At 34.2% G+C, this 24118-nt stretch carries 27 protein-coding genes; 10 read left to right on the top strand and 17 right to left on the bottom strand.

Annotated features, from left to right (window positions below; translation table 11 throughout):
* The first annotated feature begins 109 nt into the window (after positions 1-109).
* The 4 genes from ABEB31_RS20275 to map all read left to right on the top strand — a co-directional run bounded on the left by ABEB31_RS20275 (position 110) and on the right by map (position 3025).
* Complete coding sequence (locus ABEB31_RS20275; protein ID WP_347053487.1) at positions 110-676, top strand: peroxiredoxin family protein; 567 nt, start codon at positions 110-112, stop codon at positions 674-676.
* A 78-nt stretch (positions 677-754) separates the two neighbouring features.
* The gene (locus ABEB31_RS20270) at positions 755-1324 is read left to right on the top strand and encodes a Crp/Fnr family transcriptional regulator (protein WP_347053486.1); all 570 of its coding nucleotides are present in this window, start codon (positions 755-757) and stop codon (positions 1322-1324) included.
* Between the two features lie 76 nt (positions 1325-1400).
* Positions 1401-2138: an SDR family oxidoreductase gene (locus ABEB31_RS20265; protein WP_347053485.1), complete on the top strand. Its 738-nt coding sequence runs from the start codon at positions 1401-1403 to the stop codon at positions 2136-2138.
* 122 nt (positions 2139-2260) lie between these two features.
* Positions 2261-3025 carry a type I methionyl aminopeptidase gene (gene map / locus ABEB31_RS20260; RefSeq protein ID WP_347053484.1) on the top strand — a complete coding sequence of 255 codons (765 nt, stop codon included), beginning with the start codon at positions 2261-2263 and terminating at the stop codon, positions 3023-3025.
* A 67-nt stretch (positions 3026-3092) separates the two neighbouring features.
* On the opposite strand, the gene ABEB31_RS20255 is transcribed toward map, so the two are convergent.
* A complete protein-coding gene (locus tag ABEB31_RS20255) occupies positions 3093-3488 on the bottom strand; it encodes a VOC family protein (RefSeq protein WP_347053483.1) in 396 nt (131 codons plus the stop codon).
* Positions 3489-3622: 134 nt separating this feature from the next.
* On the opposite strand from ABEB31_RS20255, the gene ABEB31_RS20250 reads away from it, so the two are divergent.
* Positions 3623-3973 carry a DUF2200 domain-containing protein gene (locus tag ABEB31_RS20250; protein WP_347053482.1) on the top strand — a complete coding sequence of 117 codons (351 nt, stop codon included), beginning with the start codon at positions 3623-3625 and terminating at the stop codon, positions 3971-3973.
* A 10-nt stretch (positions 3974-3983) separates the two neighbouring features.
* On the opposite strand, the gene ABEB31_RS20245 is transcribed toward ABEB31_RS20250, so the two are convergent.
* From ABEB31_RS20245 to ABEB31_RS20185, 13 genes are all read right to left on the bottom strand, one after another.
* The gene (locus ABEB31_RS20245) at positions 3984-6047 is read right to left on the bottom strand and encodes a tetratricopeptide repeat-containing sensor histidine kinase (protein ID WP_347053481.1); all 2064 of its coding nucleotides are present in this window, start codon (positions 6045-6047) and stop codon (positions 3984-3986) included.
* Positions 6048-6394: 347 nt separating this feature from the next.
* Positions 6395-6952: a DUF4256 domain-containing protein gene (locus ABEB31_RS20240; RefSeq protein WP_347053480.1), complete on the bottom strand. Its 558-nt coding sequence runs from the start codon at positions 6950-6952 to the stop codon at positions 6395-6397.
* 12 nt (positions 6953-6964) lie between these two features.
* Positions 6965-7348 (bottom strand): DoxX family protein, encoded by a 384-nt coding sequence (locus ABEB31_RS20235; protein WP_347053479.1) that lies wholly within the window; start codon positions 7346-7348, stop codon positions 6965-6967.
* 5 nt (positions 7349-7353) lie between these two features.
* On the bottom strand, positions 7354-7821 hold the full coding sequence (locus ABEB31_RS20230) for an SRPBCC domain-containing protein (protein WP_347053478.1): 468 nt from the start codon (positions 7819-7821) through the stop codon (positions 7354-7356).
* Positions 7822-7825: 4 nt separating this feature from the next.
* The gene (locus ABEB31_RS20225) at positions 7826-8143 is read right to left on the bottom strand and encodes an ArsR/SmtB family transcription factor (protein WP_347053477.1); all 318 of its coding nucleotides are present in this window, start codon (positions 8141-8143) and stop codon (positions 7826-7828) included.
* Between the two features lie 114 nt (positions 8144-8257).
* A complete protein-coding gene (locus tag ABEB31_RS20220) occupies positions 8258-9844 on the bottom strand; it encodes an ABC-F family ATP-binding cassette domain-containing protein (protein ID WP_347053476.1) in 1587 nt (528 codons plus the stop codon).
* 195 nt (positions 9845-10039) lie between these two features.
* Entirely contained in the window at positions 10040-10408 is a 369-nt protein-coding gene (locus ABEB31_RS20215; RefSeq protein WP_347053475.1) for a hypothetical protein, read from the bottom strand.
* A gap of 160 nt (positions 10409-10568) precedes the next feature.
* Complete coding sequence (locus ABEB31_RS20210; RefSeq protein ID WP_347053474.1) at positions 10569-11501, bottom strand: transglutaminase-like domain-containing protein; 933 nt, start codon at positions 11499-11501, stop codon at positions 10569-10571.
* A 19-nt stretch (positions 11502-11520) separates the two neighbouring features.
* The gene (locus ABEB31_RS20205) at positions 11521-12372 is read right to left on the bottom strand and encodes a substrate-binding domain-containing protein (RefSeq protein WP_347053473.1); all 852 of its coding nucleotides are present in this window, start codon (positions 12370-12372) and stop codon (positions 11521-11523) included.
* Between the two features lie 75 nt (positions 12373-12447).
* Entirely contained in the window at positions 12448-12924 is a 477-nt protein-coding gene (locus ABEB31_RS20200) for a DUF4265 domain-containing protein (protein ID WP_347053472.1), read from the bottom strand.
* 57 nt (positions 12925-12981) lie between these two features.
* The gene (locus ABEB31_RS20195) at positions 12982-13851 is read right to left on the bottom strand and encodes a nucleoside phosphorylase (protein ID WP_347053471.1); all 870 of its coding nucleotides are present in this window, start codon (positions 13849-13851) and stop codon (positions 12982-12984) included.
* A 113-nt stretch (positions 13852-13964) separates the two neighbouring features.
* On the bottom strand, positions 13965-14297 hold the full coding sequence (locus ABEB31_RS20190) for a translation initiation factor (RefSeq protein WP_347053470.1): 333 nt from the start codon (positions 14295-14297) through the stop codon (positions 13965-13967).
* Between the two features lie 126 nt (positions 14298-14423).
* Positions 14424-15374, bottom strand: a complete 951-nt coding sequence (locus tag ABEB31_RS20185; RefSeq protein WP_347053469.1) for an isopenicillin N synthase family dioxygenase — start codon at positions 15372-15374, stop codon at positions 14424-14426.
* 188 nt (positions 15375-15562) lie between these two features.
* Between ABEB31_RS20185 and ABEB31_RS20180 the strand changes: the two genes are divergently transcribed.
* A complete protein-coding gene (locus ABEB31_RS20180) occupies positions 15563-17539 on the top strand; it encodes an alpha-ketoacid dehydrogenase subunit alpha/beta (protein ID WP_347053468.1) in 1977 nt (658 codons plus the stop codon).
* Positions 17540-17601: 62 nt separating this feature from the next.
* On the opposite strand, the gene ABEB31_RS20175 is transcribed toward ABEB31_RS20180, so the two are convergent.
* Complete coding sequence (locus ABEB31_RS20175) at positions 17602-18003, bottom strand: glyoxalase (RefSeq protein ID WP_347053467.1); 402 nt, start codon at positions 18001-18003, stop codon at positions 17602-17604.
* A 103-nt stretch (positions 18004-18106) separates the two neighbouring features.
* Here ABEB31_RS20175 and ABEB31_RS20170 point away from each other — a divergent pair, with 103 nt between their 5' ends.
* Positions 18107-18526, top strand: coding sequence for a hypothetical protein (locus tag ABEB31_RS20170; RefSeq protein ID WP_347053466.1), 420 nt, complete (start codon positions 18107-18109; stop codon positions 18524-18526).
* Between the two features lie 203 nt (positions 18527-18729).
* Here ABEB31_RS20170 and ABEB31_RS20165 read toward each other — a convergent pair whose 3' ends face one another.
* Both ABEB31_RS20165 and ABEB31_RS20160 read right to left on the bottom strand, forming a co-directional pair.
* The gene (locus ABEB31_RS20165; RefSeq protein ID WP_347053465.1) at positions 18730-19986 is read right to left on the bottom strand and encodes a mechanosensitive ion channel family protein; all 1257 of its coding nucleotides are present in this window, start codon (positions 19984-19986) and stop codon (positions 18730-18732) included.
* A complete protein-coding gene (locus ABEB31_RS20160; protein ID WP_347053464.1) occupies positions 19979-20263 on the bottom strand; it encodes a DUF3817 domain-containing protein in 285 nt (94 codons plus the stop codon). The genes ABEB31_RS20165 and ABEB31_RS20160 overlap by 8 nt, the downstream gene beginning before the upstream one ends.
* Before the next feature lie 143 nt (positions 20264-20406).
* Between ABEB31_RS20160 and ABEB31_RS20155 the strand changes: the two genes are divergently transcribed.
* The 3 genes from ABEB31_RS20155 (at position 20407) to ABEB31_RS20145 (ending at position 24105) form a co-directional block, all read left to right on the top strand.
* Positions 20407-20940, top strand: a complete 534-nt coding sequence (locus tag ABEB31_RS20155) for a DUF6155 family protein (RefSeq protein ID WP_347053463.1) — start codon at positions 20407-20409, stop codon at positions 20938-20940.
* Between the two features lie 109 nt (positions 20941-21049).
* Positions 21050-22588, top strand: a complete 1539-nt coding sequence (locus ABEB31_RS20150) for a DEAD/DEAH box helicase (RefSeq protein ID WP_347053462.1) — start codon at positions 21050-21052, stop codon at positions 22586-22588.
* Between the two features lie 182 nt (positions 22589-22770).
* Positions 22771-24105: a DEAD/DEAH box helicase gene (locus ABEB31_RS20145; RefSeq protein WP_347053461.1), complete on the top strand. Its 1335-nt coding sequence runs from the start codon at positions 22771-22773 to the stop codon at positions 24103-24105.
* Positions 24106-24118 lie beyond the last annotated feature (13 nt).

Here is a 24118-nt window from a genome sequence, read left to right as displayed (position 1 = left end):
GTTGAACATGTTTAAGAAACAAATTTCAGTAACTTAGTCTAAACGATTTAAAATCAGTTATCTGAAAAATTATAATAAAACATTTTTGACCAAACTTAATCTCTTTTTTATGAAACAACTTTTACTATTATTTACACTATTTTTTATGGTTTCCTGCGAAGATAAAAAGAGTCCGGAAAAGAAAGACTTAAAAACAGAACTCCAGACAATGTCTGAAAAATTTAAGCAAAATCAAATTGATTTACAGCTCAATGCAACACCCAAATATTTTTCGGCAAAGACTATTAGCGGCAAACAATTTAATTCTGAAGATTATAAAGGCAAAAATCTCGTAATTCTTGTTTATGATAATTCCTATTTAAAAAAAAGCGATACGTATGATCTGTCTGAAGAATTTAATAAAATTTATAACTCTTATAAAGATAAAGTTCAGTTTATTGGAATAATAGAAGGCTTTACAGACAGCGAAGCCGAACTGCAAAAATCCGTAAAGGAATCAAAAATATTATTTGATCAGATCGACAATACTATTTCAACCAATCAGGAGGAAAAAATTATACATAATATTTCCTGCGATCCTGCTAAAATTGTTATTGATCAATCGGGAAAAGTGATTTTATCTTCCTGCGGCGGTAAAAACAGTTCAGATCTGATAAGTATTCTCGAAAAGCTGTAAACCAATATTGATCAACAATTTTTATATTATTTGCCAAATGACAAATTCAGTATAAAAAGATATCGCTAACTTTCGTGCATGAAAGAATTAGTAAATTTTGTATTGCAATATGGCACTTTAAATCAGCAGCAAATTGATTTAATTACAGGAAAAGCAAAAGAGTTGGAAATTCCTAAAGATGCCTATTTTTCTGAAGCCGGCAAAATTTCTACACAGGTAGGTTTTGTGTTGGATGGCGTGATGCGCGTTTGTTATTACGATAATAAAGGCGAGGAAATTACCAAATATTTTATTGATGAAAATAATCTGGTCGTAGATTTAGAAAGTTTTCAAAACAGTATTTGTTCTTCTGCATATGTGCAGGCGGTTACAGACTGCAAACTTTTGGTATTTTCTAAAGCCGACTGGGAAGAACTTCTGAACACAATTGTGGGATGGGACGCTATTGTGCATAAAATTATTGCCCGATCGCTAATGCAGAAAATAGAAAGAAGAAGCCCGTTAGTTTCAGAAGATGCTACAACGCGTTATTTGTCTTTTTTAGAAAAATATCCAAAGATTCTCAATCGCATTCCGCTCTCTTATCTGGCTTCATATCTGGGAATTACTCAATCGTCTTTAAGCAGAATTAGAAAAAACATTCGTTAAATCGCTTTTTGTCAAATGGCAAATGTTTTTGTTTTTTATCGCCGCACCTTTGCTTCAATAATTTAAAAAGATAAAAATGAAAACAGTACTTATAACAGGAGCAAACAGAAGCATTGGTTTAGAAACCGCAAAACAACTTTCTCAAAAAGGGCTATTTGTTTATTTAGGAAGTCGTGATTTAGCAAAAGGCGAACAGGTTGTAAAAGATTTAGCAGAAAAAGGATTTGAAAACATTAAGGCCATTCAAATTGATGTTACCAATCTCGAAAGCATTCTTGCAGCAAAAAATATCGTAGAGCAGGAGAAGGGCAAACTGGATATTCTTATCAATAATGCCGGAGTTTTGGGAAATGTCCCGCAAGATGCTTCAACAGATTCTATCGAGAATATTCAGCAGACATTTGACACCAACTTTTTTGGTGTTATAAAAGTGACGCAGACTTTTCTCGATTTATTAAAAAAATCAGATAGTCCGAGAATCAGCAATATTACTTCCGGATTGGGTTCGCTTACTTTACACAGTGATCCTACGTGGAAATATAACGCTGTGAAAGCGCTATCGTATGTTTCTTCAAAAACAGCTTTAAACGCTTTTACGGTTACACTTGCATACGATTTACGAGAACTGCCGTTTAAAGTAAATTCGATTGATCCTGGTTATACAGCAACCGACTTTAATCACCACAGCGGACCGCAAAGTGTTGAAAATGCTGCGAGTTTCATTGTAAAACATACTTTGACTGATGCAAATGGACCGACAGGAAAATTCTTTAGTCCGGATATAGAAAATGAAAGCGAAGAAAGTCCGTGGTAATAAAGAAAAGACTAACAATAATAAAAACCCCTTTAAAATATAAGCTTTTAAAGGGGTTCTTTTTTTTAGTTTATTTGAAAATAGTATCTTAGCGTTTCATTAAATGTAAAATTTAAGAAAATATGTCCATTACAACAGAAGCAGAATTAACGGGAATGAAAAAGGCCAGCGAAGCCGTTGCATTGACCCTCAAAGAAATGAGAAAGTATGCGAAGGCAGGAATGTCAACAAAAGAACTTGACGATTACGGCGGGCAAATCCTCAATGATCTTGGCGCTAAATCTGCACCTTATCTAACTTATGGTTTTCCTGGCTGGACGTGCATCAGCGTAGGAAAAGAATTTTGCCACGGAATACCATCAGATAAGAGAATCCTGAAAGATGGCGATTTAATTAATATTGACGTTTCGGCAGAATTAGACGGATTTTGGTCGGATAACGGAGGTTCTTTCGTAATCGGAGAAGTAGTAAACGAACATCAGAATCTAATTGAAGCTTCTAAACAAATTTTGCATAAAGCGATTTATAATATAAAAGGCGGGGTTCGTATTTCTGATATTGGTTTTCTAATCGAAACAGAAGCTAAAAAACGTGGTTATAAAGTAATTAAAAACCTTACCGGACATGGAGTAGGGCACAGTCTTCACGAAGCGCCGCATGAGATTGCAAATTACAGGGATCGTTTTAATCAAACCAGATTTAAAAAGAATTCTGTTGTGGCAATTGAAACTTTCATTTCTACAGATTCTACCATTGCAGAAACACTACAGGATGGCTGGACAATGGTTGGAAACAAAGGCGGATTTATGGCGCAGCACGAACATACAATTGTTGTGACAGAGGGAAAACCTATTATTTTGACCGAAATGAATGAAATTTGGAATTAAGAAACCAGGATAAGATAAAAAACTCCATTACATTTAATGGAGTTTTTTTATGTCTTTTTTAGAAATCTCAGGCAGGTTCCCAAAGCTCTATTTTATTATCTTCTGCATCTAAAATGTGAACAAATTTTCCATAATCGTAGGTTTCAATAGCATCTAAAATTGTAACGCCATTTTGCTTTAACTGTTCCACCAGACCTTCAATATTCTGAACTCTGTAATTTATCATAAAATCCTTTTTAGAAGGTGAGAAATAATTATCTCCTTTTTTAAACGGACTCCATTGCAGCGATTCGATCTGATCGGAATTTTGTAAATTTCTGGACTCGAAAGTGGCGCCCCAGTCATTGGTATCGATTCCCAGATTTTTTTCGTACCAGTTTCTGGTCTCTTTCGGATCATCAGAAAAAAAGAAAATGCCTCCAATTCCAACAACTTTTGGTGTTTTAGTGTCTTGGTTTTCCATAAAATTAATCTATTTAAATTCTTAAATATTAATCTATTAATGCAAGTCTAAGATATTAAAATTATTATTTGCTTTTCTATTTTGCGGTTTTTAAATTAACTTTACCATACAATGTGGTTTTTAATTTAATAGGTATGAAAAACGATAGAATCTATAAATTGCTGTTTTCAAGTGTTTATCCTTTATATCTTCAAAAAGTAGAAAGAAAAGGTCGTTCTAAAGAAGAATTAGATCAAATAATTTTCTGGCTTACAGGCTATAATGAAGAGCAGCTGAAAGAACAAATTGAAAAGAAAGCAGATTTTGAAACTTTTTTTGCTGAAGTTCCAAAATTAAATGAAAATGTCTCTAAAATAACTGGCGTGATCTGCGGCTATCGTGTAGAGGAAATCGAAGATCCCGTCGTTCGTAAAGTTCGTTATTTGGATAAGCTGGTGGATGAACTGGCAAAAGGTAAAAAAATAGAAAAGATCTTGAGAGATTAAAAATCTGCCATTATGTTTTAGGAATTTCATTTCTCAGAAACACAACTTCAATGCTAACACCATTTGCAGTAGTGATTGAAACTTCGCCATTAAGCTGTTCGGCCAAGCCATTAATAAGACTTATTCCCATTGTAGGGGATGTTTCCAGATTTACATTTCCAGAGAAACCAACACCGTTGTCAGTAATTCTCAGTTTTACAAAATCCATTGCCTGATTTTTCATTGTAATAAAAATGTCTCCTTTTTTGTTTTCAGGAAATCCATATTTTATAGAATTCGTAATGGCTTCATTTAAAATAAGACCAACAGATACAGCCTGAGCCTCGTCCAGAACTATAGCTTCAATATCAGTTTTAAAATTTATCCGGTTATGCAGATCAAAAGTATCTGCGAAATTGGCCAGCAAATCACTAATGTAATTTTGCATTTCAATTTCTCGCACAATATCGGTTCTGTATAATTTTTGATGCAGTAATGAAATAGCATACAACCGGTGCTGACTTTTCTGAATAGCATCAAAAGCCTCTTCACTTTTTAAGGTCGAAGACTGCGAATTTAAAAGGCTCATCACAATTTGGAGGTTGTTTTTTACACGGTGATGAATTTCCTGCATAAGCGATTCTTTTTCGTTTACTAATTTTTGAAGCGCAGCATTTTTTTGATCAATCTCATTTTTTTGCGCAATCAGTAATGTATTGTTTTTCTTTTTAGACTTATAACTCCTCCAGAATAAAACCGTACTCAGAAATAAAAACAAAACGATGCATAAACCAAATTTTATGGTATTTTGAGCCTGAGTGGTTTTTCCTTTTTCGGCATGCATGGCCAGTTTTAAATTAGAAAAATCTTTTTCTTTCTTTTCCAGTCCATATAAAATCTGCAACTCTTCTATCTGTTTGTTTTTCTTTTCGTTAAAAATAGAGTCGTTTAAGTCCTTAAATTTCTGAAAATATTTGATTGCTGTTAAATAATTTCCTTTAACAGAATCGATTTTAAAAAGATATAAATTGGATTCTTTAATCTGAGAAAGCTCTACAATTCCTTTCGAAAAATTAAGTGATTTTTCAAAGTTGATTTTTGCTTTGTCGTAATTTTCATGTTCTAAATAAAATTTACCAAATCCGAAATAAGCTTCTGACAATTGTATGGCATATAATTTTTCGGGGCTTTTTTCATAATAGTAAATCATTTTTTTAAAATTATTCTCTGCCAAATCGGTCTGACCATTTTCGTTGTAACAATAGGCAAGAGAACCCGCTATTCTGGCTTGATCATCCAGACTTTTTGGCTTATATTCATTTATAATTTTTCTGACTTCGTATAAAGCTTCTTTTGGTTTATGAATTTGGATTAGCTCGCGGCATAACAAATCTGCCAGTTCATAAAGGACAGAATGATCAATAATTTTTTGCTCCTTCTGAATGGCAATCGCCTTATTCAACAATTCGATACTTTTTTTATGTTTACCCAAATCCCGATACGCAATGGCAAGCTGTTCGTAAAAAGACGGGGCGTAACTTAGATCATTTGTTTTCTCCATACTTTCTACACAAAGCTTCGAGTAATACAAACTTTTGCCGAAATCGCCTTTCAGTCTGTATAAATCTGCCAACAGATCGTACGTAAAATGGAGTTTTTTAAAGTTTATTTTTTTATAAAGAGCCAAAACTTCTAACAGCTCTTTTTCTGCCAGATCCAGTTTTCCCTGATTCAAATGAGCATCGGCTTTATGCTTTAAAACATACGCCAGGTTTTCCTGAAGTCCTAAATTTCTGTAAATCCTGATCGCTTTATCAAAAGCATGGACTGCTTTTTCCAATGTTTCAAAAGTTCGCGGGGATTCCCAGAAAAATCTCTTAGCCAGAATTTCCCAAAGTCCGGCTTCTTCTTTGTATTGCTTCGTAAGCTGATAATATTTAATAGCTTTCTCGAAATTCTGAATGGCTTTGCGGTCATTATTTTCTTCAAATGAAATCTCTCCATAATTTACATAACACTTATAAAGAAGGTCCTGATCTTTAATTTTAATACTCAATGCAAACGCCTTGTTAACATTTGCTTTGGCACTGTCCATATCTATTTTGAAGCTCTGAGGTTTATACAAAAATTCGGAACTACGATTGAGATACATTTTGATTTGTCTTCTGATTAAAGCCTCGATCTGTGATGTCTTACTATTGCCCGCGGGAGTAGATGAAAACGAACAACTGGGATAATTCAAGAGAAAGCAAAGAAATAATTTTACAAGATAACTTTTAGGCATACAGAATATTAGGATAATCTATTAAAACAAATAATTTAAATTATTTGTGCATGGAAAACATTTTTTAAAAGTAGCTAAAAGTTGGAGATAAAATTGGATAAAAAACAAAAAAACCTCTAAGCATAGATAGAGGTTTTAAGATTTTATTCATTATATTTTTATACTCTTAAAAGACCACGAAAACCTCTTGCTGCATAATAGGAATCTGCACCATTATGATAAACAAAAACGGTGTTATAGCGAAAATCGGAGAAAATCGCGCCGCCTAATTTTCGGATTTCCGGAGGTGTTAAAATCCAGCTTGAGGTTTTTGCATCAAACTTTCCTAGTTTTTGTAATTCCTTATATTGTTCTTCATTAAGGATTTCAATTCCCATTTCTTCCGCCATATTTACAGCGCTGTTTTGGGGTTTGTGTTCTTTTCTTTTTTCAAGTGCTTCATGATCGTAGCAAATACTTCTGCGCCCTTTTGGACTTTCAGCCGAGCAGTCCGCAAAAAGAAACTCTTTAGTCTTTTCATCATAGCCAATTACATCCGGTTCTCCTTCAGTTCGTTCCATCTCATCCAGAGACCATAATTTTCGAGGGTTCGCTTTTAATTTTTCTTCGACTTTATCCCAGCTCAATGATTTGTGACGGCTGCTGTTTTTTTCAAAACGAATTTCTAATACTTTCAATAACTCATCTTGTTGCTCAATAGTTAATTCCTTTTTCATGATGTATTTTATTTAATTAGAAGCAGATATTACCTTTCTGCTAGCAGGTCTGAAATACCAGGATGTTACGGTCAAAACCAATAATAATGTCGGTCCAAAAAATCTCACTGCAGGATCTCCACAGGCTAAATGTGCGACTATTGCGCCAGACATGGTAAAAAAGAAACCGGCGTAAGCCCATTCCTTCAGTAATCCAAATTTAGGAATTAGAATTGCAATTACGCCAAGTAATTTCCAAAAACCTAAAAGCGGTAAAAGATAAACAGGAAATCTCAAATGGCTCATCATATCCGTAACTTCCTTCATCTGTATTATTTGCGTTATTCCTGTTGATGTCATTCCCAAAGCCAGCCAGAGTGTGGCTATCCAATAGATTATTTTATTTCTTTTTGTCATGATATTTATTTTAATTGCGTTACAATTTCTTCCAGCCTGTTGTGCGCCATGTTTAACCCGTATTCAAAAGGCAGTTTTAGCATTTCATCTCTGTCTGTAACCGATTTATAAATGATATGCATAATTAATTCACTTGTATTTTCATTTAAAGCTTTAAATTCCAAAAATTCAAGCTGAATTGGAAAAGCCGTATTTTCCATTTCAAAAGTGCGTGTAATTTTTTCATTTACCACAAAATCGTGAATGGTTCCGTTTGCACGGAAAACAACATTTCCATTAGGATCACTGGTTTCAAACTGCCAGCTTCCGTGTTTTTTGTTTTCTAATTTCAAAACCCTGGTGTTCATCCATTGTGCAACAATTTCCGCATCTTCGTATGCTTTAAAAAGCAATTCAACAGGAAGATCAAATTCTCTTGTAATCACAAGATCCTGTTTGTCTTTTTCTGCTGTAATTTTAGTTTTTCTTTCCATCTGGTTATTTTTTATAATTTTTCATGATGTCTTCTAACTTATTAAAACGATCGTCCCACATTTTTCTAAACGGTTCAATAAAATCAGCAACTTCTTTCATTTTCACCGGATTTAAGTGATAGTAAATTTCTCGTCCGTTTTGGGTTTGATTTAATAATTCACATTCATTAAGAATCTGAATGTGTTTTGAAATGGTCTGTCTCGACGAATCGAAATTCTCTGCAATTGCGCCCGGTGTCATAGACTGTATGGCAACTAAACTTAATATAGCACGTCGGGTAGGGTCGGCTATGGCCTGAAAAACATCTCTTCTAATTTCCATTATGCAGTTATTTGACTGCAAATATAATGAAGTCATTTGACTGCACAAAATAATTGTAAGGAAATTTTGTAAATAGAAGCGCCGGAATTAATCCGGCGCTATTTATAAAGTGTTTTAAAGTTCGATACTCTTTTCAATATTAATTTCGTCCAGAAATAAAGAGTCGTGCGAAATAACGATCAAAGTTCCCTGATATTCATTAATCGCCGCAGTAAGAATTTCTATATTCTGAATATCCAGATTATTTGTGGGTTCATCTAAAATAATAATTTCAGGAGATTCGTTGCTAATAGTCAGGCAGCAAAGCATAAGTCGCATTCTTTCGCCTCCGCTGAGAACTGCGCAAGGTTTGTCCCAGTCGTTTTGGGTAAACAAAAATCGGTTTAACCGCATTTTAATTTCGTGTTCTTCCAAATTGCAGTCATTAAAAACCTGAGCCTGTTCGTAGATTTTTAAATTCTGATTTAACAAAGAATAATCCTGATCAATGTAAACAGCCTTTTTTATCAGTGAATTCAAATTTACCTTTTTCGGAATAAGTTCTCCTAAAATAATTTTAATTAAAGTTGTTTTACCGGAGCCGTTTAGACCTTTGATCACCAATCGGTCTCCCGAAAGAATTTCGAATTCATGATCTTCTTTCCATATCCAATCATTTTCATATTTATAATTGATTCCCAAAGCTTTAAAAATTACTTTACCTTTCGGATAAGAAGCATTTTGAAATCCGAATTTCATCTGATCTATAGTAGGAAGTGAAGACCGGAGTTCTCTTAAATCGTCAGAAATTCCGTTTATTTTATCGGCATGAATATCTTTAAGCTTCGAACTGCTGTTTTCTGCCTTATTGCGAAGCGTATTCATCATAATTCTGGCAACTCCGGACTTTTCCTGTTTCTTTTTTCCTCTGGAATCGAGCTTATTTTGGCGTTCTATAGTTTCGCGTTCTTTTTCCTTCGCTTTTCGCAATGCCTTCTCTTTACTTTGAACATCCTGCTGCAATGCATTGCTTTCGATATTTTTTTGCTCATGATAAAAATCGTAATTTCCTCCATAAACTGAAATTCCGTTTTTTGTCATCTCAAAAGTCTTACTAAGGATATTTAATAATTTTCTGTCATGACTTACAATTAAAAGTGAACTTGTTGTCCATTTTATAAAATCATATAATAAAGCTCTTCCTTCAAAATCCAGATGATTGCTTGGTTCGTCTAGTAAAACCAAATCGGGTTCATGAATCATAATTCCGGCCAGGAATACTTTTGTTTTTTGGCCCCCGCTCAGCGTTTCCATCTTCTGGTTCAAATCAAGATCCTGAAGCTTCCAGTAGGCCAGAGCTTCTCGACAGCGATCTTCAATTGTCCAGTCATCATTTAATATTTGCAGATTTTCTTCTGTTACAATACCTTCAAGTATTTCTTTAAGTGAAGTTATTTTTTCGCTTATATGTAAAGCTTCTGAAACAGAAAAATCATTATACTGACCAAACAATTGCGGTACATTATAAGGCTTGGAATTTTGATTTATAATGCCTGAGAAAGGCGGTAATTCGCCCGCTATAATTTTGAGTAAAGTAGATTTTCCAATTCCGTTGTTTCCGACTAATGCAATTTTGTCGTATTTATTTATTGCGAAACTGATGTTTTGAAACAGCATGTCTTTGTTCTCATGCTGATAAGAAATATTTTGAAGAATAAGCATAATTCCTTTCTTTATAGATAAATAATAAAGCAGCCACAAGTGTGGACGCTAACTAAATTTTCTGAAAGAAATTATTTTTCACATACTCGTATATCGTTTTGAAGACTGCAAAGATATTTATTTTACTTATAAAATCAAAAAACCATTCCTACAAATAGCAAGAATGGTTTATAAAATGGTAAATGTATTTTATACTTATATTTTATTAAATGTTAGTTTGGCTTCTTTGGTATCTAAAATTAATTTATCATCTGTAATAGTACTTTCACAAACGTACGGCGTTCCGACTTCATCTTTTATAACCAGATTTGTTCCTTTTTTGGTCAGTGCAAACGTTCCTTCGGTAATTTCACGAAGTAAATATCCGGTTACATGTCCGTCTTCTGTAAAAGTAAGTGTTCCGTTGGCCAGAACAGCGCTTTTAGCAGAATCAGAGAGGGGCATTTTGGCTTCCACGGCAGTGACTTTCCAGGATTTTACAAGTTTATCTCTTTTACTGTGACATGAAACCATTAATACAACTGCAATAGCAATTACGGGGATAAATAATTTAGAGTTTTTCATGATTTTGTGGTTAAAAATTAAACAGGAAAAAGTTACAAAAAAAAATAACACTAAAACATTAGTAATCAAATATTTATAAACCTTTTTTTGAAAGTGTATAACCTAAAAATTTTCAGCAACATCCGATAGTCATACGGGATATTTAAATCATTAAGAAAGCTTAATTCAACGTAAGTGCTCCCAGTATTTCTTCATACATAAAAGGACCACCCGGATAAGTTGCAGTATAATCCAGATTCATCCATATTTGTCCGCGTTCGTCAATATGATAATGTATTTTTTTGCCCTGACTTTCTTTTACAAAAAGTACATTTTTAATCAGATAATTGACTTTTTCCAAATCAATTGACGAGCCTATTAAAATTTCCGGATAAATATGACCTTTGGTATGAATTAATCTCGGAGTTCCACCGATAGAGCGAACTGCTGCTGCCATTAAAATAGAATGATCATCACAATCTCCTGAGAAATAATCCAGAGATTCGCTTGCTGTTGCAATATAATCGCCGTCTTTTGGATCATTTACATAATTCCATCGGCCGTTAATTTCTTTAAAAACGGCAAAACACTGAATTATAGTCCGGTAATCTGAATAGCCACGAATTCCTTTAAAATGTTTTGTAGTCGCCATTATAGCAAAATTTCGAACTCTTGGATTTTGGTATTCTATTGCATTTAATATTTTTGATTTATTGGGAAAAGGAAGAAGTTTTGCCACCACAATATCCTGAGGAAAAGGATTATCAGACATGGTATAAATCATAGAATTATAGTCTTCAGATATTTCACTGAAACCATAATTTCCTATGACACTTCCATAAATTAAAACTAAAATATAAACGGCAATACAAAGAATAATGATCGTTCTAAGATACATTAACAGAAAAAAAATGGCCGCAAAAAGTAAAATAAATATAATAATACGGTCTAAATTGAACGGCCATTCGAGATCTATTAAATTTTGATGCAGTATGATGAAAATCGGAATGGCAATTAAAAGACTCAACAGCATAATAATAATCCTGTCCCAGGGAGATTTCACCTGAAGTTTAGATTTTAACTGCGGAAAGTCGATTTTAGGGAATTTCATCATACGAATCAAAAAGCCGTATTTACAAAGCTTTTACGGTTTCTACAAAAATACTTTTTTTATCAATAATTCCCAGATCAAATAATTGATTTTGAATTTTATTAAAAGACTTTTCTGTCAGGTTTTTCTGTGACCATTGTGTCAAGGTAAGCCATTCTTTAATATCTTCTGCTTTTTGGTTAAAAAGCTCAGATAATTTTCTGTCTATTTCTGGAATTTCCTTGAAATCTACTGTAGTTTTATTAATGATTTTAAGGATAGTTTCTACAGTTTTAGCATTCTTTTTTAAGAATTCATCGCGTCCAACAATTATAAAAGAAGGCCATGGAGTAGGGCAGTCGTCAATTCGTCTGAAAACTCCTTTATCTACAAGCGGTTTTGTCATAAAACGTTCCCACATGAAATAATCTGCTTTTTTATTGGTTAAAGCATCTACAGCTCCGTCTATTGTATTTACAATTTCAAATTCAAGATCATCGGTTTGCCAGCCTTGTTCATTTGCATTTACATAAGCCATTAACTGAGAACCGGAACCAAGTCTGGAGATTGCTGCTTTTTTATTTTTAAGATCTTTCAGAGTCCTGAAATCAGAGTTTGCATCAACGTGAATTCCCCATATTAAAGGAGACTGCACATAAACCTGAACAATCTTACTTGGATTTCCGGCAGCAATATCTTTTAGGATTCCTTCGGTCAGAATAACAGCTAAATCTGTTTCTCCATCGCGAAGCATCTGACACATTTTACCGGTACCTTCGGGCACATTTGTCCATTGTAAGTCGATGTTCTCTTCTTCAAATTCGCCGTTTTCGATGCACAGATGCCACGGCAAGTTGAAGTGTTCCGGAACACCCGCAATTTTGACAGTTTTCATTTCTTTTAAGTTTAAGTTAAGTTAAGTTGCTTGTTGGTATGCGTATTCTAAATCTGGTATGCGTATAAAGTCTGTTTAGTTTTTTAATAAATCGGCCCTGTGTTTCTCTGAAAGGCAAGGCTCTGCAAATTCGATAATTTCCTGTGATTCATATTCATTCAGAATATTTTTCACAAGCGAATAATCAACATCTTTTGCTATTTCTGCTGCAAAAAAAGTCTCGTTGAGCGCTTCCGACAAGCAATTAATTGCCTTTAATTTTTCGCGGATCTCTGCTGCATCAAAACCTTTTTCTAAAATTGCTATTTGTATAATTGAATTTCCCGAATTCTGAATGGTTTTTTTATGCATGAATTTCGCTTCGGTTTCGTCATATTCAGCATAAAATATATCATCTGTAGCAATTAGCGGACCAAAAAAAGGAATATTATCCAGCTTAAAAAGTCCTTTTTCAAGATCAATTATTTCTGCCCACATGGTTTCAGAAACAACTTCATCCAGATAATCGCTATAATATTTAAAAAGTATTTTTTTATGAGTTTCGTTCTCCATTATTCTAATTTAATTTTACGGTTAATTATCAAATTTTCTCATTGACAAATTCTCTAATTATTTTCCCGCCAATTTATTCAGTGTATAAGCAATCAACTCATCAACAGCTTTATACGGATCTGAACTGAATTTTCCCGAAGCACGATTGGCAATAATGGCATTAAGCGATAAAGCATTATGTCCTAAAAGCGCCGAAAGCCCGTAAATTGCTGCAGTCTCCATTTCTAAGTTAGTGATTTTACTTTCATTAAAAGTAAAATTATCCATTTTATTATTTAATTTCTCATCCTGAATGTTCAGACGCAGCACACGCCCCTGAGGCCCGTAAAAACCGCCGGCTGTTGCTGTAATTCCTTTAAACATCCTGTCAGATTCTATTTGTTTTTCTAATTTTTCAGAGCAGGCAATTGCGTATGGCTTTCCTTTTCTGATATCCCAGCCGGTATGCGCAACAAAAGCATCTTCTATCGCAGCATTTGAAACTTCCTCAATTAAATAGGAGCGAAGCATATTATCCAGACCTAATCCAAATTTTGACATCACAAAACTATCTACAGGAATATCTTCCTGCAGCGATCCCGAAGTTCCTATTCTTATAATATTTAAGGATGTTAGAGTTTCTTTTGGTTTGCGGGTTTGCAAATCGATGTTTACCAGAGCATCCAGTTCGTTTAAAACAATATCAATATTGTCCGGTCCGATTCCGGTAGATATTACAGAAATTCTTTTTCCTTTATAAATTCCCGTCTGGGTTTTAAATTCTCTTTTCTGAGTTGAAAATTCGATTGAATCGAAGAACTGTGTAATCTTTTCAACTCTGTTCTGGTCACCGACAAAAATAATGTCATGTGCAATATGTTCAGGACGAAGGTTTAAGTGATAAACGCTGCCGTCCGGATTTAGTATTAATTCTGATGATTGAATCATTTTTTTCTTTTTTTTTAGGTGCTAAGGTTATGATTTTTATGTTTCAGGTATAAAGTTTAAAGTTATCAGGCGCAACCTGAAACTTGAAACCTTAAAATTTTAAAACCACTATTTTACCCTCCGACACGTTTGGTTTTAAATCCTTTTTCTTTCAGAATCGCCATAATTTTATCACGGTAGTCACCCTGAATTATTATAGAATCGTCTTTAAAAGTACCGCCCACACTTAATTTGGTTTTAATTTCTTTCGCCAGGATTTTAAAATCCTCATCAGAACCTTCATAACCTTCAATAATAGTGGTAGCTTTTCCTTTTCGTTTTTCAAATTTACAAATCATAGGTTCTTTCTGCACGTAGAGAACATGCTCCTGATCTTCAACTTGTTCAGGCTCATTCGATTCGACATGATCGGGAAATAAATTCTTTAACTGATCTTTAAAGTCCATACATTTTTATACTAAAAATAAATTCCAATAAATATAAAAAATTAAATTCCAAATCCCAATACGAGTTTGGAATTTGGAATTTTTATCCCGATCCCGAAGATTCGGGACGGGAGGTGTTTAAATAGTTTACTTCTTAATTAATCCTAATTCGACCAGACGTTCGTGTAAAAACTCACCGGCAGAAATATCTTCGTATTTTTTAGGATTTTCTTCGTCAATACAATTTTCAAGGCAATCCAAACGCATATCACTTACAGGATGCATAAAAAACGGAATCGAATAACGGGAAGTTCCCCATAATTCTCTCGGCGGATTTACAACCTGATGAATGGTAGATTTCAGCTTATTATTGGTGTGGCGGGATAACATATCCCCAACATTAATAACCAGTTCGTCATCCTGAGCAATGGCATCAATCCATTCGCCATCATGATTTTGAACCTGCAATCCTTTTCCCTGTGCGCCCATTAAAAGCGTAATCAGATTGATATCTCCATGAGCTGCAGCACGAATGGCATTTTCTGGTTCAGAAGTAATAGGAGGATAGTGAATAGGCCTTAAAATTGAATTTCCTTCTTTTGCATATTCATCAAAATAAAACTCATCCAGACCTAAATGTAAAGCCAAAGCGCGTAACACATAAACCCCTGTCTTTTCCAGTTTCTGATACGCTTCTTTACCGACAACATTAAAACGCGGTAATTCCGTAACCTCCACATTATCGGGATATTCAGATGCCCATCTCGAATCTTTGTCAACGTATTGACCAAAATGCCAGAATTCTTTTAAATCACCTTCTTTGCGGCCTTTAGCATGTTCTTTTCCGAAAGAAACATAACCTCGCTGTCCGCCAATTCCGGGAATTTCATATTTATGCTTAGTTTCTAATGGCAAGGCGAAAAAGTTTCTAATTTCACCATAAAGTTCGTTAACCAATTGATCATCAAGAAAATGACCTTTTAAGGCTACAAAGCCAATGTTTTCAAATGCACTGCCGATTTCATTTACAAATTTTTGTTTACGTTCCGGGTTGTCCGAAAGGAAATCACGTAAGTCTACACTAGGAATGTTTTGCATACTTTACATTTTATATTTAAGAAAAAAAGGTGTCATAAGCACCTTTCGCTAACAAAGGTAGAGAATATTTTAGAAAATAATCTTAAGCTCAGGGATTAAAAGCGCATTTCAATTTAAAATTTTATTCCATAATCTAAAAAAATTAGTGCAAATTGTTATATTTGAAACACTAAAAAACAAAAAATTATATGATTTTTTACCGACAAAACCTTACTGATTCTGAATTATTATCTTTATATAAAAAGTTACTAAAACCACGATTGATCGAAGAAAAAATGTTGATTCTGATTCGTCAGGGAAAAGTTTCTAAATGGTTTTCCGGGATCGGGCAGGAGGCAATTGCAGTCGGAGTTACCGCCGTTTTGGACGAGTCGGAATATGTGCTTCCGATGCATCGGAATCTGGGTGTTTTTACCACGAGAGAAATTCCGCTTTATCGTTTATTTTCGCAATGGCAGGGAAAAGCAAACGGCTTTACAAAAGGACGGGACAGAAGTTTTCACTTTGGCACACAAGAATTTAATATTATCGGAATGATTTCGCACCTGGGTCCGCAGTTAGGAATTGCTGACGGAATCGCGCTGGCGAATAAACTTCAATACAACAAAAAGATCACAGCTGTTTTTACAGGCGAGGGCGCAACAAGTGAAGGCGATTTTCATGAAGCACTAAATATTGCCGCAGTCTGGAAACTGCCGGTAATGTTTATCATAGAAAACAATGGTTACGGACTTTCTACACCCACAAATGAACAGTATGCATGCGAAAACCTTGCCGATAAAGGAATCGGTTACGGAATAGAAAGCTGGATCATCGACGGAAATAATATTGTGGAAGTTTACAATAAATTGTCTCAGCTTAAGAAAGAAATGCAGGAAAATCCGCGTCCGGTGCTGTTGGAATTTAAGACTTTCAGAATGCGCGGGCACGAAGAGGCAAGTGGTACCAAATACGTTCCTAAGGAACTAATGGAGGAATGGGAATTGCGTGATCCTGTTACTAATTACAGAAAATATTTAACCGAAAACGGAATTCTGACGGCTGAATCAGACGAACAATTTCATACTGAAATAAAACAGGAAATCGATGAAAATTGGGCAAAAGCAAATGACGAACCCGAGATCGAACCTACTTATAGCGGAGAACTAGAGGATGTTTACAAACCATTTGAATATGATGCATATAACGAGGGTGAGGAAGTTAAAAATATTCGTTTTATTGATGCTATTCGAAATGGTTTGGAGCAATCTATGTGGCGCCATAAAAATCTCGTTATTATGGGGCAGGATATCGCTGAATATGGTGGTGCATTTAAGATAACAGAAGGTTTTGCAGCTGCTTTTGGAAAAGAACGTGTCAGAAATACGCCAATCTGCGAGAGTGCGGTTGTATCTGCGGCAATGGGATTATCTATAAATGGATATAAAGCAATCGTAGAAATGCAGTTTGCCGACTTTGTTTCCACCGGATTTAATCCGATTGTAAATTTACTGGCAAAGTCGCATTATCGCTGGGGCGAAAAAGCTGATGTTGTTGTTCGTATGCCTTGCGGAGGCGGCACTCAGGCAGGACCATTTCACTCTCAGACCAATGAAGCGTGGTTTACCAAAACTCCCGGCTTAAAAGTAGTGTATCCCGCATTTCCTTATGATGCCAAAGGACTTTTGAATACCGCAATTAACGATCCGAATCCGGTATTGTTTTTTGAACATAAATTATTATATCGCAGTATATATCAGGATGTCCCAACAGATTATTATACAATACCTTTTGGAAAAGCAGCTTTGCTAAAAGAAGGAAACGCGGTTACGATTATTTCGTTTGGAGCGCCAATTCACTGGGCTTTAGAAACATTAGCACAAAATACTGAAATCGATGCCGATTTAATCGATTTAAGAACTTTACAGCCTCTGGATACCGAAACCATTTTTGCTTCGGTTAAAAAAACCGGAAAAGCAATAATCTATCAGGAAGACACTATGTTTGGCGGAATCGCAAGTGATATCTCAGCTTTAATTATGGAAAATTGTTTCGAATATCTGGATGCGCCGGTTAAAAGAGTGGCGAGTTTAGATTCTCCAATTCCTTTTACAAAAGCTTTGGAAGATCAATTTTTATCCAGAAATAGATTTGAAGAAGTTTTAAAAGAATTAATAAGCTACTAAGGCGCTAAGTCACTAAGATTCTGAGTAAAACTTAGAATCTTAGTAGCTCATTAGCTTATACTTTATTTAACATCCACTTCAAAAAGCTGAACCTGAGACTTCAGTCTTTCAATAACCATGTTCATCATACGTTTGTTTAAATTAGATGAATTCTGAATGTAAGTATCATACTCATCAATTGTAAAAAGTGCCATTATAATACCTTTTAACGAATTTCTGAATTTTATATCTTTTTGAATTGAATTTTCTATGGTCTGAAGTTTCTTGTCGGCTGAATAATTATAAAAATCTCTTTTGTTTTTATTGATGTAATTGGTAAAAACGGCTATAAATAAATCGTTCTGCAGTTTCAGAATTGGCCTAATCGTTTGGTTTTGAAAGATTTCTTCTGCTGAAGACTGAGCACTTACGGTTCCTAAAGTTTCGCCCCTGAATTCTCTTAAAAAAGTGTCTCTTGCTTCCATGTGGTTTTTATTTAAATTTAGGGAAAAATAAAATACGAAAAGTCTATTTTTGTTTTAAATCTAAAATAATTATAAACCGATAATAGTTAAAAAAATAATTTCTGTGAAAGCATCTTTAATTTCTATTCTGTCGATTTTACTTTTGATCTCTTCCTGTACTTCAAAAGAAAATAATTATGGTGACGTTTATTATCAGGCTGTAAACGGAAAAGACACCGCTATTTTAGCTTTAAAAATAAGTGAAAAACGTTTTTTTGGGCGCTATGAAATATTGTACAACAAAATTGGAAAAGATTCCGGAGATGTGCGTGGAAATATTATAGGCGACACTTTACGTGGTGATTATCATTATATTTCAAACGGAGGAAATTGGAAAAGAGTTCCGTTGGCTTTTCTAAAAAAAGACAATAATCTCATTCAGGGAAAAGGAGTAATTGGCACCTATATGAATTTGCCTTGCTTTTTTCCTGGAACATTAAGTTATAAAAATCCTGATTTTGTTTTTGAAGAAATTTCGGAATAGAATACTGGACTTTGAAATTTTACCGCAAAGTTCGCAAAGATTTTTTTTCCTATTTTATTTAAAAAGAGCAAAAAAGTTCGCAAAGCTTTATAAAGAAAGCTTTGCGAACTTTGCGGTTATTATATTCAAAGAAAAGCAAAAAAACTTTGCGAACTTTGCGGTAAAATCTCACAGTAAAATTTTGCGGTAAATCTCAAAGTAAATCAATCAAAATGCACAATCTGAGAAGGTAACTCAAATATTTCCAGATCAAAATATCTTACGGAAGCCATTACATGATCGAAAATATCGGCCATTATATATTCGTAATTAGCCCATCGTTTATCACTTGAAAAAACATAGATTTCCAACGGAACTCCATGTGCAGTTGACTGTAATTGCCTGCACATAATATGCATCTCTTTATTCAGACCCGGATGATCCTGCAGATATTGAATGATATATTTTCTAAACAATCCCAGATTGGTCATGTTTCGGCCATTCAGCGAAAGCGATTTATCAATACCACGCAAGTCATTGTATTTGTCAATTTCAGCTTGTCTGCTGTCAATATAACTGGTAATCAACTGGACTTTTTTCAATTGATTTAAATCATTATCATTTAAAAACCGAATCGTGCTGCTTTTAATTAGAATATGTCTTTTAATACGTCTCCCGTCAGATTTTTGCATACCGCGCCAGTTCTGAAAAGAATCGGAACTTAATGCATAAGTTGGAATTGTGGTGATGGTATTATCAAAATTTCGAACTTTTACGGTGGTCAGATTGATTTCGATAACATCTCCGTCGGCGCCAAATTTATCCATTGTGATCCAGTCGCCAATTCGAACCATATCATTTATAGCAACCTGAACACTTGACACAAAACCAAGAATTGTATCTCTGAAAATCAAGATGATAATTGCCGAAAGTGTTCCTAAAATAGCTAATAATTCGCCTTTTTTTATTCCGAATAAAGTCGAAATAATAAGTGCAACACCCAAAATCCAAAGTACGATCATGATAACCTGAACGAAACTGTCGATGGGCTTGTCGCTGTATTCCGGTTTTTGTTTTAAATAATCGCGTAACGAATTAAAAACTGTTCTCACAATCCACAAGCCGAGCAGGACAATATAAATTCCCACGATCTTTCCGAACATAAGTTCCCAATATTCGTATTTGTCTAAAATAACGGGAACCGCTTTATAAATAAAGAAAAACGGAATTAAATAAGCGGTATATCTTGTGGTTTTGTTCTGAATTAAATAATCATCGAATTTTGTTTTGGTTTTCTGTGCAAATATGGCTGTCAAAGTAACCAGAATAAACCTGGCCACATAATAAATAACGTAAGCCAGCGCTATTAAAATAATGATATTTAAGATTAAACTGACATAAGAAGCTACGTTGCGACTCATGCCCCAATCTCTAAACAGGGGATATAAAAAATTAAATATTTTATCCAAAAGCTTAGGCATTTTCAAGATATTTCTTCTCTACATAAAATGTCCCAAATGGAATAAGAGAAGCAATAAGGATGATTCCGAAAGTTTTTAAATCCCAATTCATTGATTTTTTCAATAAAATAGCCAAAATAATGTATCCTATAAATAAAATACCATGCGCCATTCCCAACGGACGAAGTAATGTATGATAAAGTTCGGGATTGTTATTTTTGATTATCAGCATATTAGCAAATAAAACCAAATAAGAGATTCCTTCCAGAATTGCAGTAACTTTGAAAATCCTAAGCATGTACGTATTTTTTAAATTTATACTAGCAAAATTAGGCAATATGGTTTGATTTTAGAATTTAAAAACCGAAAATAAATTATGTTTTTCAACATTGTGAAAGTGTAAAATTTGGATTTTTTAAATTTGAAAACTATCTTTATTATATGAGCAAAAGAGATTTAAAAAAATATTTGGGAGAATTAACTAAAGATCAGTTAGAGGAGCAGCTTATTGAACTTTATGAGAAATTTGCTCCGGTAAAAACATATTATGATTTTGTTTTTAATCCGAAAGAAGACAAATTGCTGCAGGACGCAAAGGTGAAAATTTCGCACGAATATTTCCCTGTTAAAAAACCGGGAGCAAAATGGCGTCCACGAGCGAAGATGCGAAGATCGGTTGCCCAAAAATTAATCAAGCATTTTTTAATGCTCGGAGTCGATTCCTTTATTATTGCAGATTTAATGCTATATAATATCGAAATTGCGCAAACGTTTTCTTCTCAAAATTTTATAAAACAGGAATTATTTTACAAAAGTATTTTAAATTCATTTGAGCAAGTAGTTAATTTTACGATTTCGAACGGAATTTTTAATGAATATAAATTAAGAATTCATGAAGTTCAACAGCAGACTTTACAGCAAAAATGGAAAAATAAATACGATTTTGAAGCTATTTTGGAAAAAACCGACTATTAAATGCTCTTCTCATAAAAAATCTTTATTTAAAAAAAACATTTATTTTAGGTTAAATTAAGATGATAAACTGTTTTTTCGACGTATTTTTGCAAAAATCCAAAAATAAACGATGTCTCAAAACACTTTAGAAATACAAAGAGAAGAGAAAAAAGAACTGTATGCATATCAAAAAGGCGATATTGATGCCATTTTTGATCGTCTGGATAATGCTCCTCCACAACACCACTTATTGTATCAACTTCCTACAGGAGGTGGAAAAACAGTAATATTTTCTGAAATAGTTCGCCGCTATCTATCTCATAACGATAAAAAAGTGGTTGTTTTAACGCACCGTATCGAACTTTGTAAACAAACTTCAAAGATGTTGACCGGTTTTGGTGTAACCAATAAAATAATCAATAGTAAGGTTAAAGAACTTCCTGACCAAAACGACTTTTCTTGTTTTGTGGCAATGGTTGAAACTTTAAAAAACCGTATTAATGATGAAAAACTTCATCTGGATAATATTGGTCTGGTTATTATTGATGAGGCACATTACAACTCCTTCAGAAAATTATTAAACTCATTTAAAAATGCTTTTATTCTGGGAGTAACTGCCACGCCATTGAGTTCGAATATAAAATTACCAATGCACCAAAGTTACAACGAACTTATTGTGGGAGATACCATTGGCTCATTGATTGACAAAGGATTTTTGGCCAGGGCTACGACTTACAGTTATGATGTTGGTCTGACTTCGTTAAAAGTGGGTATTAATGGTGATTATACCGTGAAGTCATCTGATGATCTGTATACCAATACCTTAATGCAGGAAAAACTTCTGCACGCATATACCGAACGTTCGTTAGGAAAGAAAACACTGATCTTCAATAATGGTATTCATACATCATTATATGTATATGAAACTTTTAGAGAAGCAGGTTACGACATCCGACACCTTGATAATACCAGCAGTTCTGAAGAACGTAAAGATATTTTACATTGGTTTAAGAAGACACCGGATGCTATTTTGACTTCTGTCGGAATTTTGACTACCGGATTTGATGAACCGACCGTAGAAACTATTATTTTGAACAGAGCGACAAAATCACTGACTTTATATTTCCAGATGATTGGCCGCGGATCTCGTAAATTACCTGGTAAAGATGATTTTACTGTTATCGATCTAGGAAATAATGCAGCGCGTTTTGGTTTATGGAGTGATCCTGTAAACTGGCAGCACATTTTTAAATCTCCTGAATTTTACCTGGAGAACCTGCGTGACGATCATGAAATTGAATTGTATTTCAAATACAGTATGCCGCCCGAATTAAGAGCCAAATTTAGTAAAACTGCAGATGTAACTTTTGATGTTGATGAAGAACACAAATTGATTATTAAACAAAATTTGCGTTCTAAAGTAGTTTTAGATAAATCTCTGGAGCAGCATTCATCTATGTGTGTTGATAATACAGAAACTCTACAGGAAGCAAAAATGCTGGCTAAAGAATTGGACGATGATATTGAAGACCGAATCAAACGTTATTCTAAATGTCTGAGCCAGTGTAGTAAAAATTACCGCGAATGGCTTGTAGACGATTATAAGCAAAAGCTAACGCTGATGATTGGTAAAAAATACCGTGAAAAAATCATGAATGAACCGGATTGATAAAATTTGTTTCAAGTTTAAAATTTCAGGTTTCAATTTGTGATGCTGAAAATATAAATTAATATGTGATCTTTGTCAAAGTTTAGACCTTTGACAAAGATTTTCAGTTTTTAAACCAATAAATAAACATTCTGATTAAGAGCAATCTAAACTCTGAAAGCAGAAATCTAAAATATAAAAATATGTCTAAAGCATTTTCGGAATTAGGAATCAAAGCGCCAATAGCAAAAGCTTTAAACGACCTTAATATTAGTGTTCCAACAGAAATTCAGCAAAAAGCCATTCCGCTTTTTTTAGCTGAAAGCAATGATATTGTAGGTCTGGCAAAAACCGGAACAGGAAAAACAGCTGCTTTTGGACTGCCTTTACTGCAGTTGATTGATACGCAGTCGCCAACCGTTCAGGCTGTAATTTTGGTTCCAACAAGAGAACTTGGACAACAGATTTCCAGAAATTTAGAAGATTTCTCAAAATATATTGATGGTATATCTATTGCCTCAGTATGTGGCGGAACTCCAATTAAGCCACAAATTGAAAGACTGAAAGAAGGCGCTCAAATTGTTGTAGCAACGCCGGGCCGTCTGATTGATTTAATTCAACGAAAAGCGGTTGATCTAAAACAAACCCAATATTTAGTTTTGGATGAAGCAGACGAAATGATTGCGATTCTAAAAGAAGGTCTGGACGAAATCGTAGCCGAACTGCCCAAAAAACGACGAACTTTATTGTTCTCTGCCACTTTACCCGGAGCTATAAAACAACTGGTTCAGAATTATTTAAATAAAAACGTTGTTCAAATCAGTGCTAACATGGAAACTGTTGGAAATGAAGAAATTGATCACGAGTATATTGTAGTAGATCCAATTGAAAAATTGGAAGTTTTAATGCATTTTTTAAACTCCAGAGAGGGTGAGCGAGGCATTATTTTTTGTAAAACTAAAGCGGCTGTCAATAAATTAGCAAAGAATCTGGCAATCAATAAATTTTCTTCAGGAGCATTGCACGGTAGTTTATCCCAAGGAATTCGCGACAGGATCATGGAGCAATTTCGAGAAGGTCATATCAATATTCTGGTTGCAACAGACCTGGCTGCAAGAGGAATAGACGTTAAAGAAATTTCATATGTTATCAATTATCATTTGCCCGACACCTATGAAAACTATGTTCACCGAAGCGGAAGAACGGCGAGGGCAGGGGCTAAAGGACTTTCGCTAACCGTTTTACAACAAGAAGAAGTTTCTGAAATTGCTGATTTTGAAAGAGAGTTAGGAATTAAATTTTCTGAATTTAAAAAACCTTCAGCAGCAAGTCTTGAAGAAAATAATATGCTTTTATGGGCGAAACAAATCTTTAAAACTAAACCCAATCACGAACTTTCTTCAGATTTAAAAACAAGGGTAAAAACAGTCTTTCATCACTTAACTAAAGAAGAGCTAATCGAGAAATTAATGGCAAATTATATTTTGCAGAACAAAATCGATGTAGTTGAAAAACCTGTTAAAAAATTCAAAAAGTAATAAATATGACTTT

Source organism: Flavobacterium olei (genome assembly GCF_039749035.1).
GTDB lineage: Bacteria > Bacteroidota > Bacteroidia > Flavobacteriales > Flavobacteriaceae > Flavobacterium > Flavobacterium olei.
The sequence above is the reverse complement of the archived record's forward strand: the minus strand, read 5'-3'. Positions and strand labels throughout refer to the sequence as shown.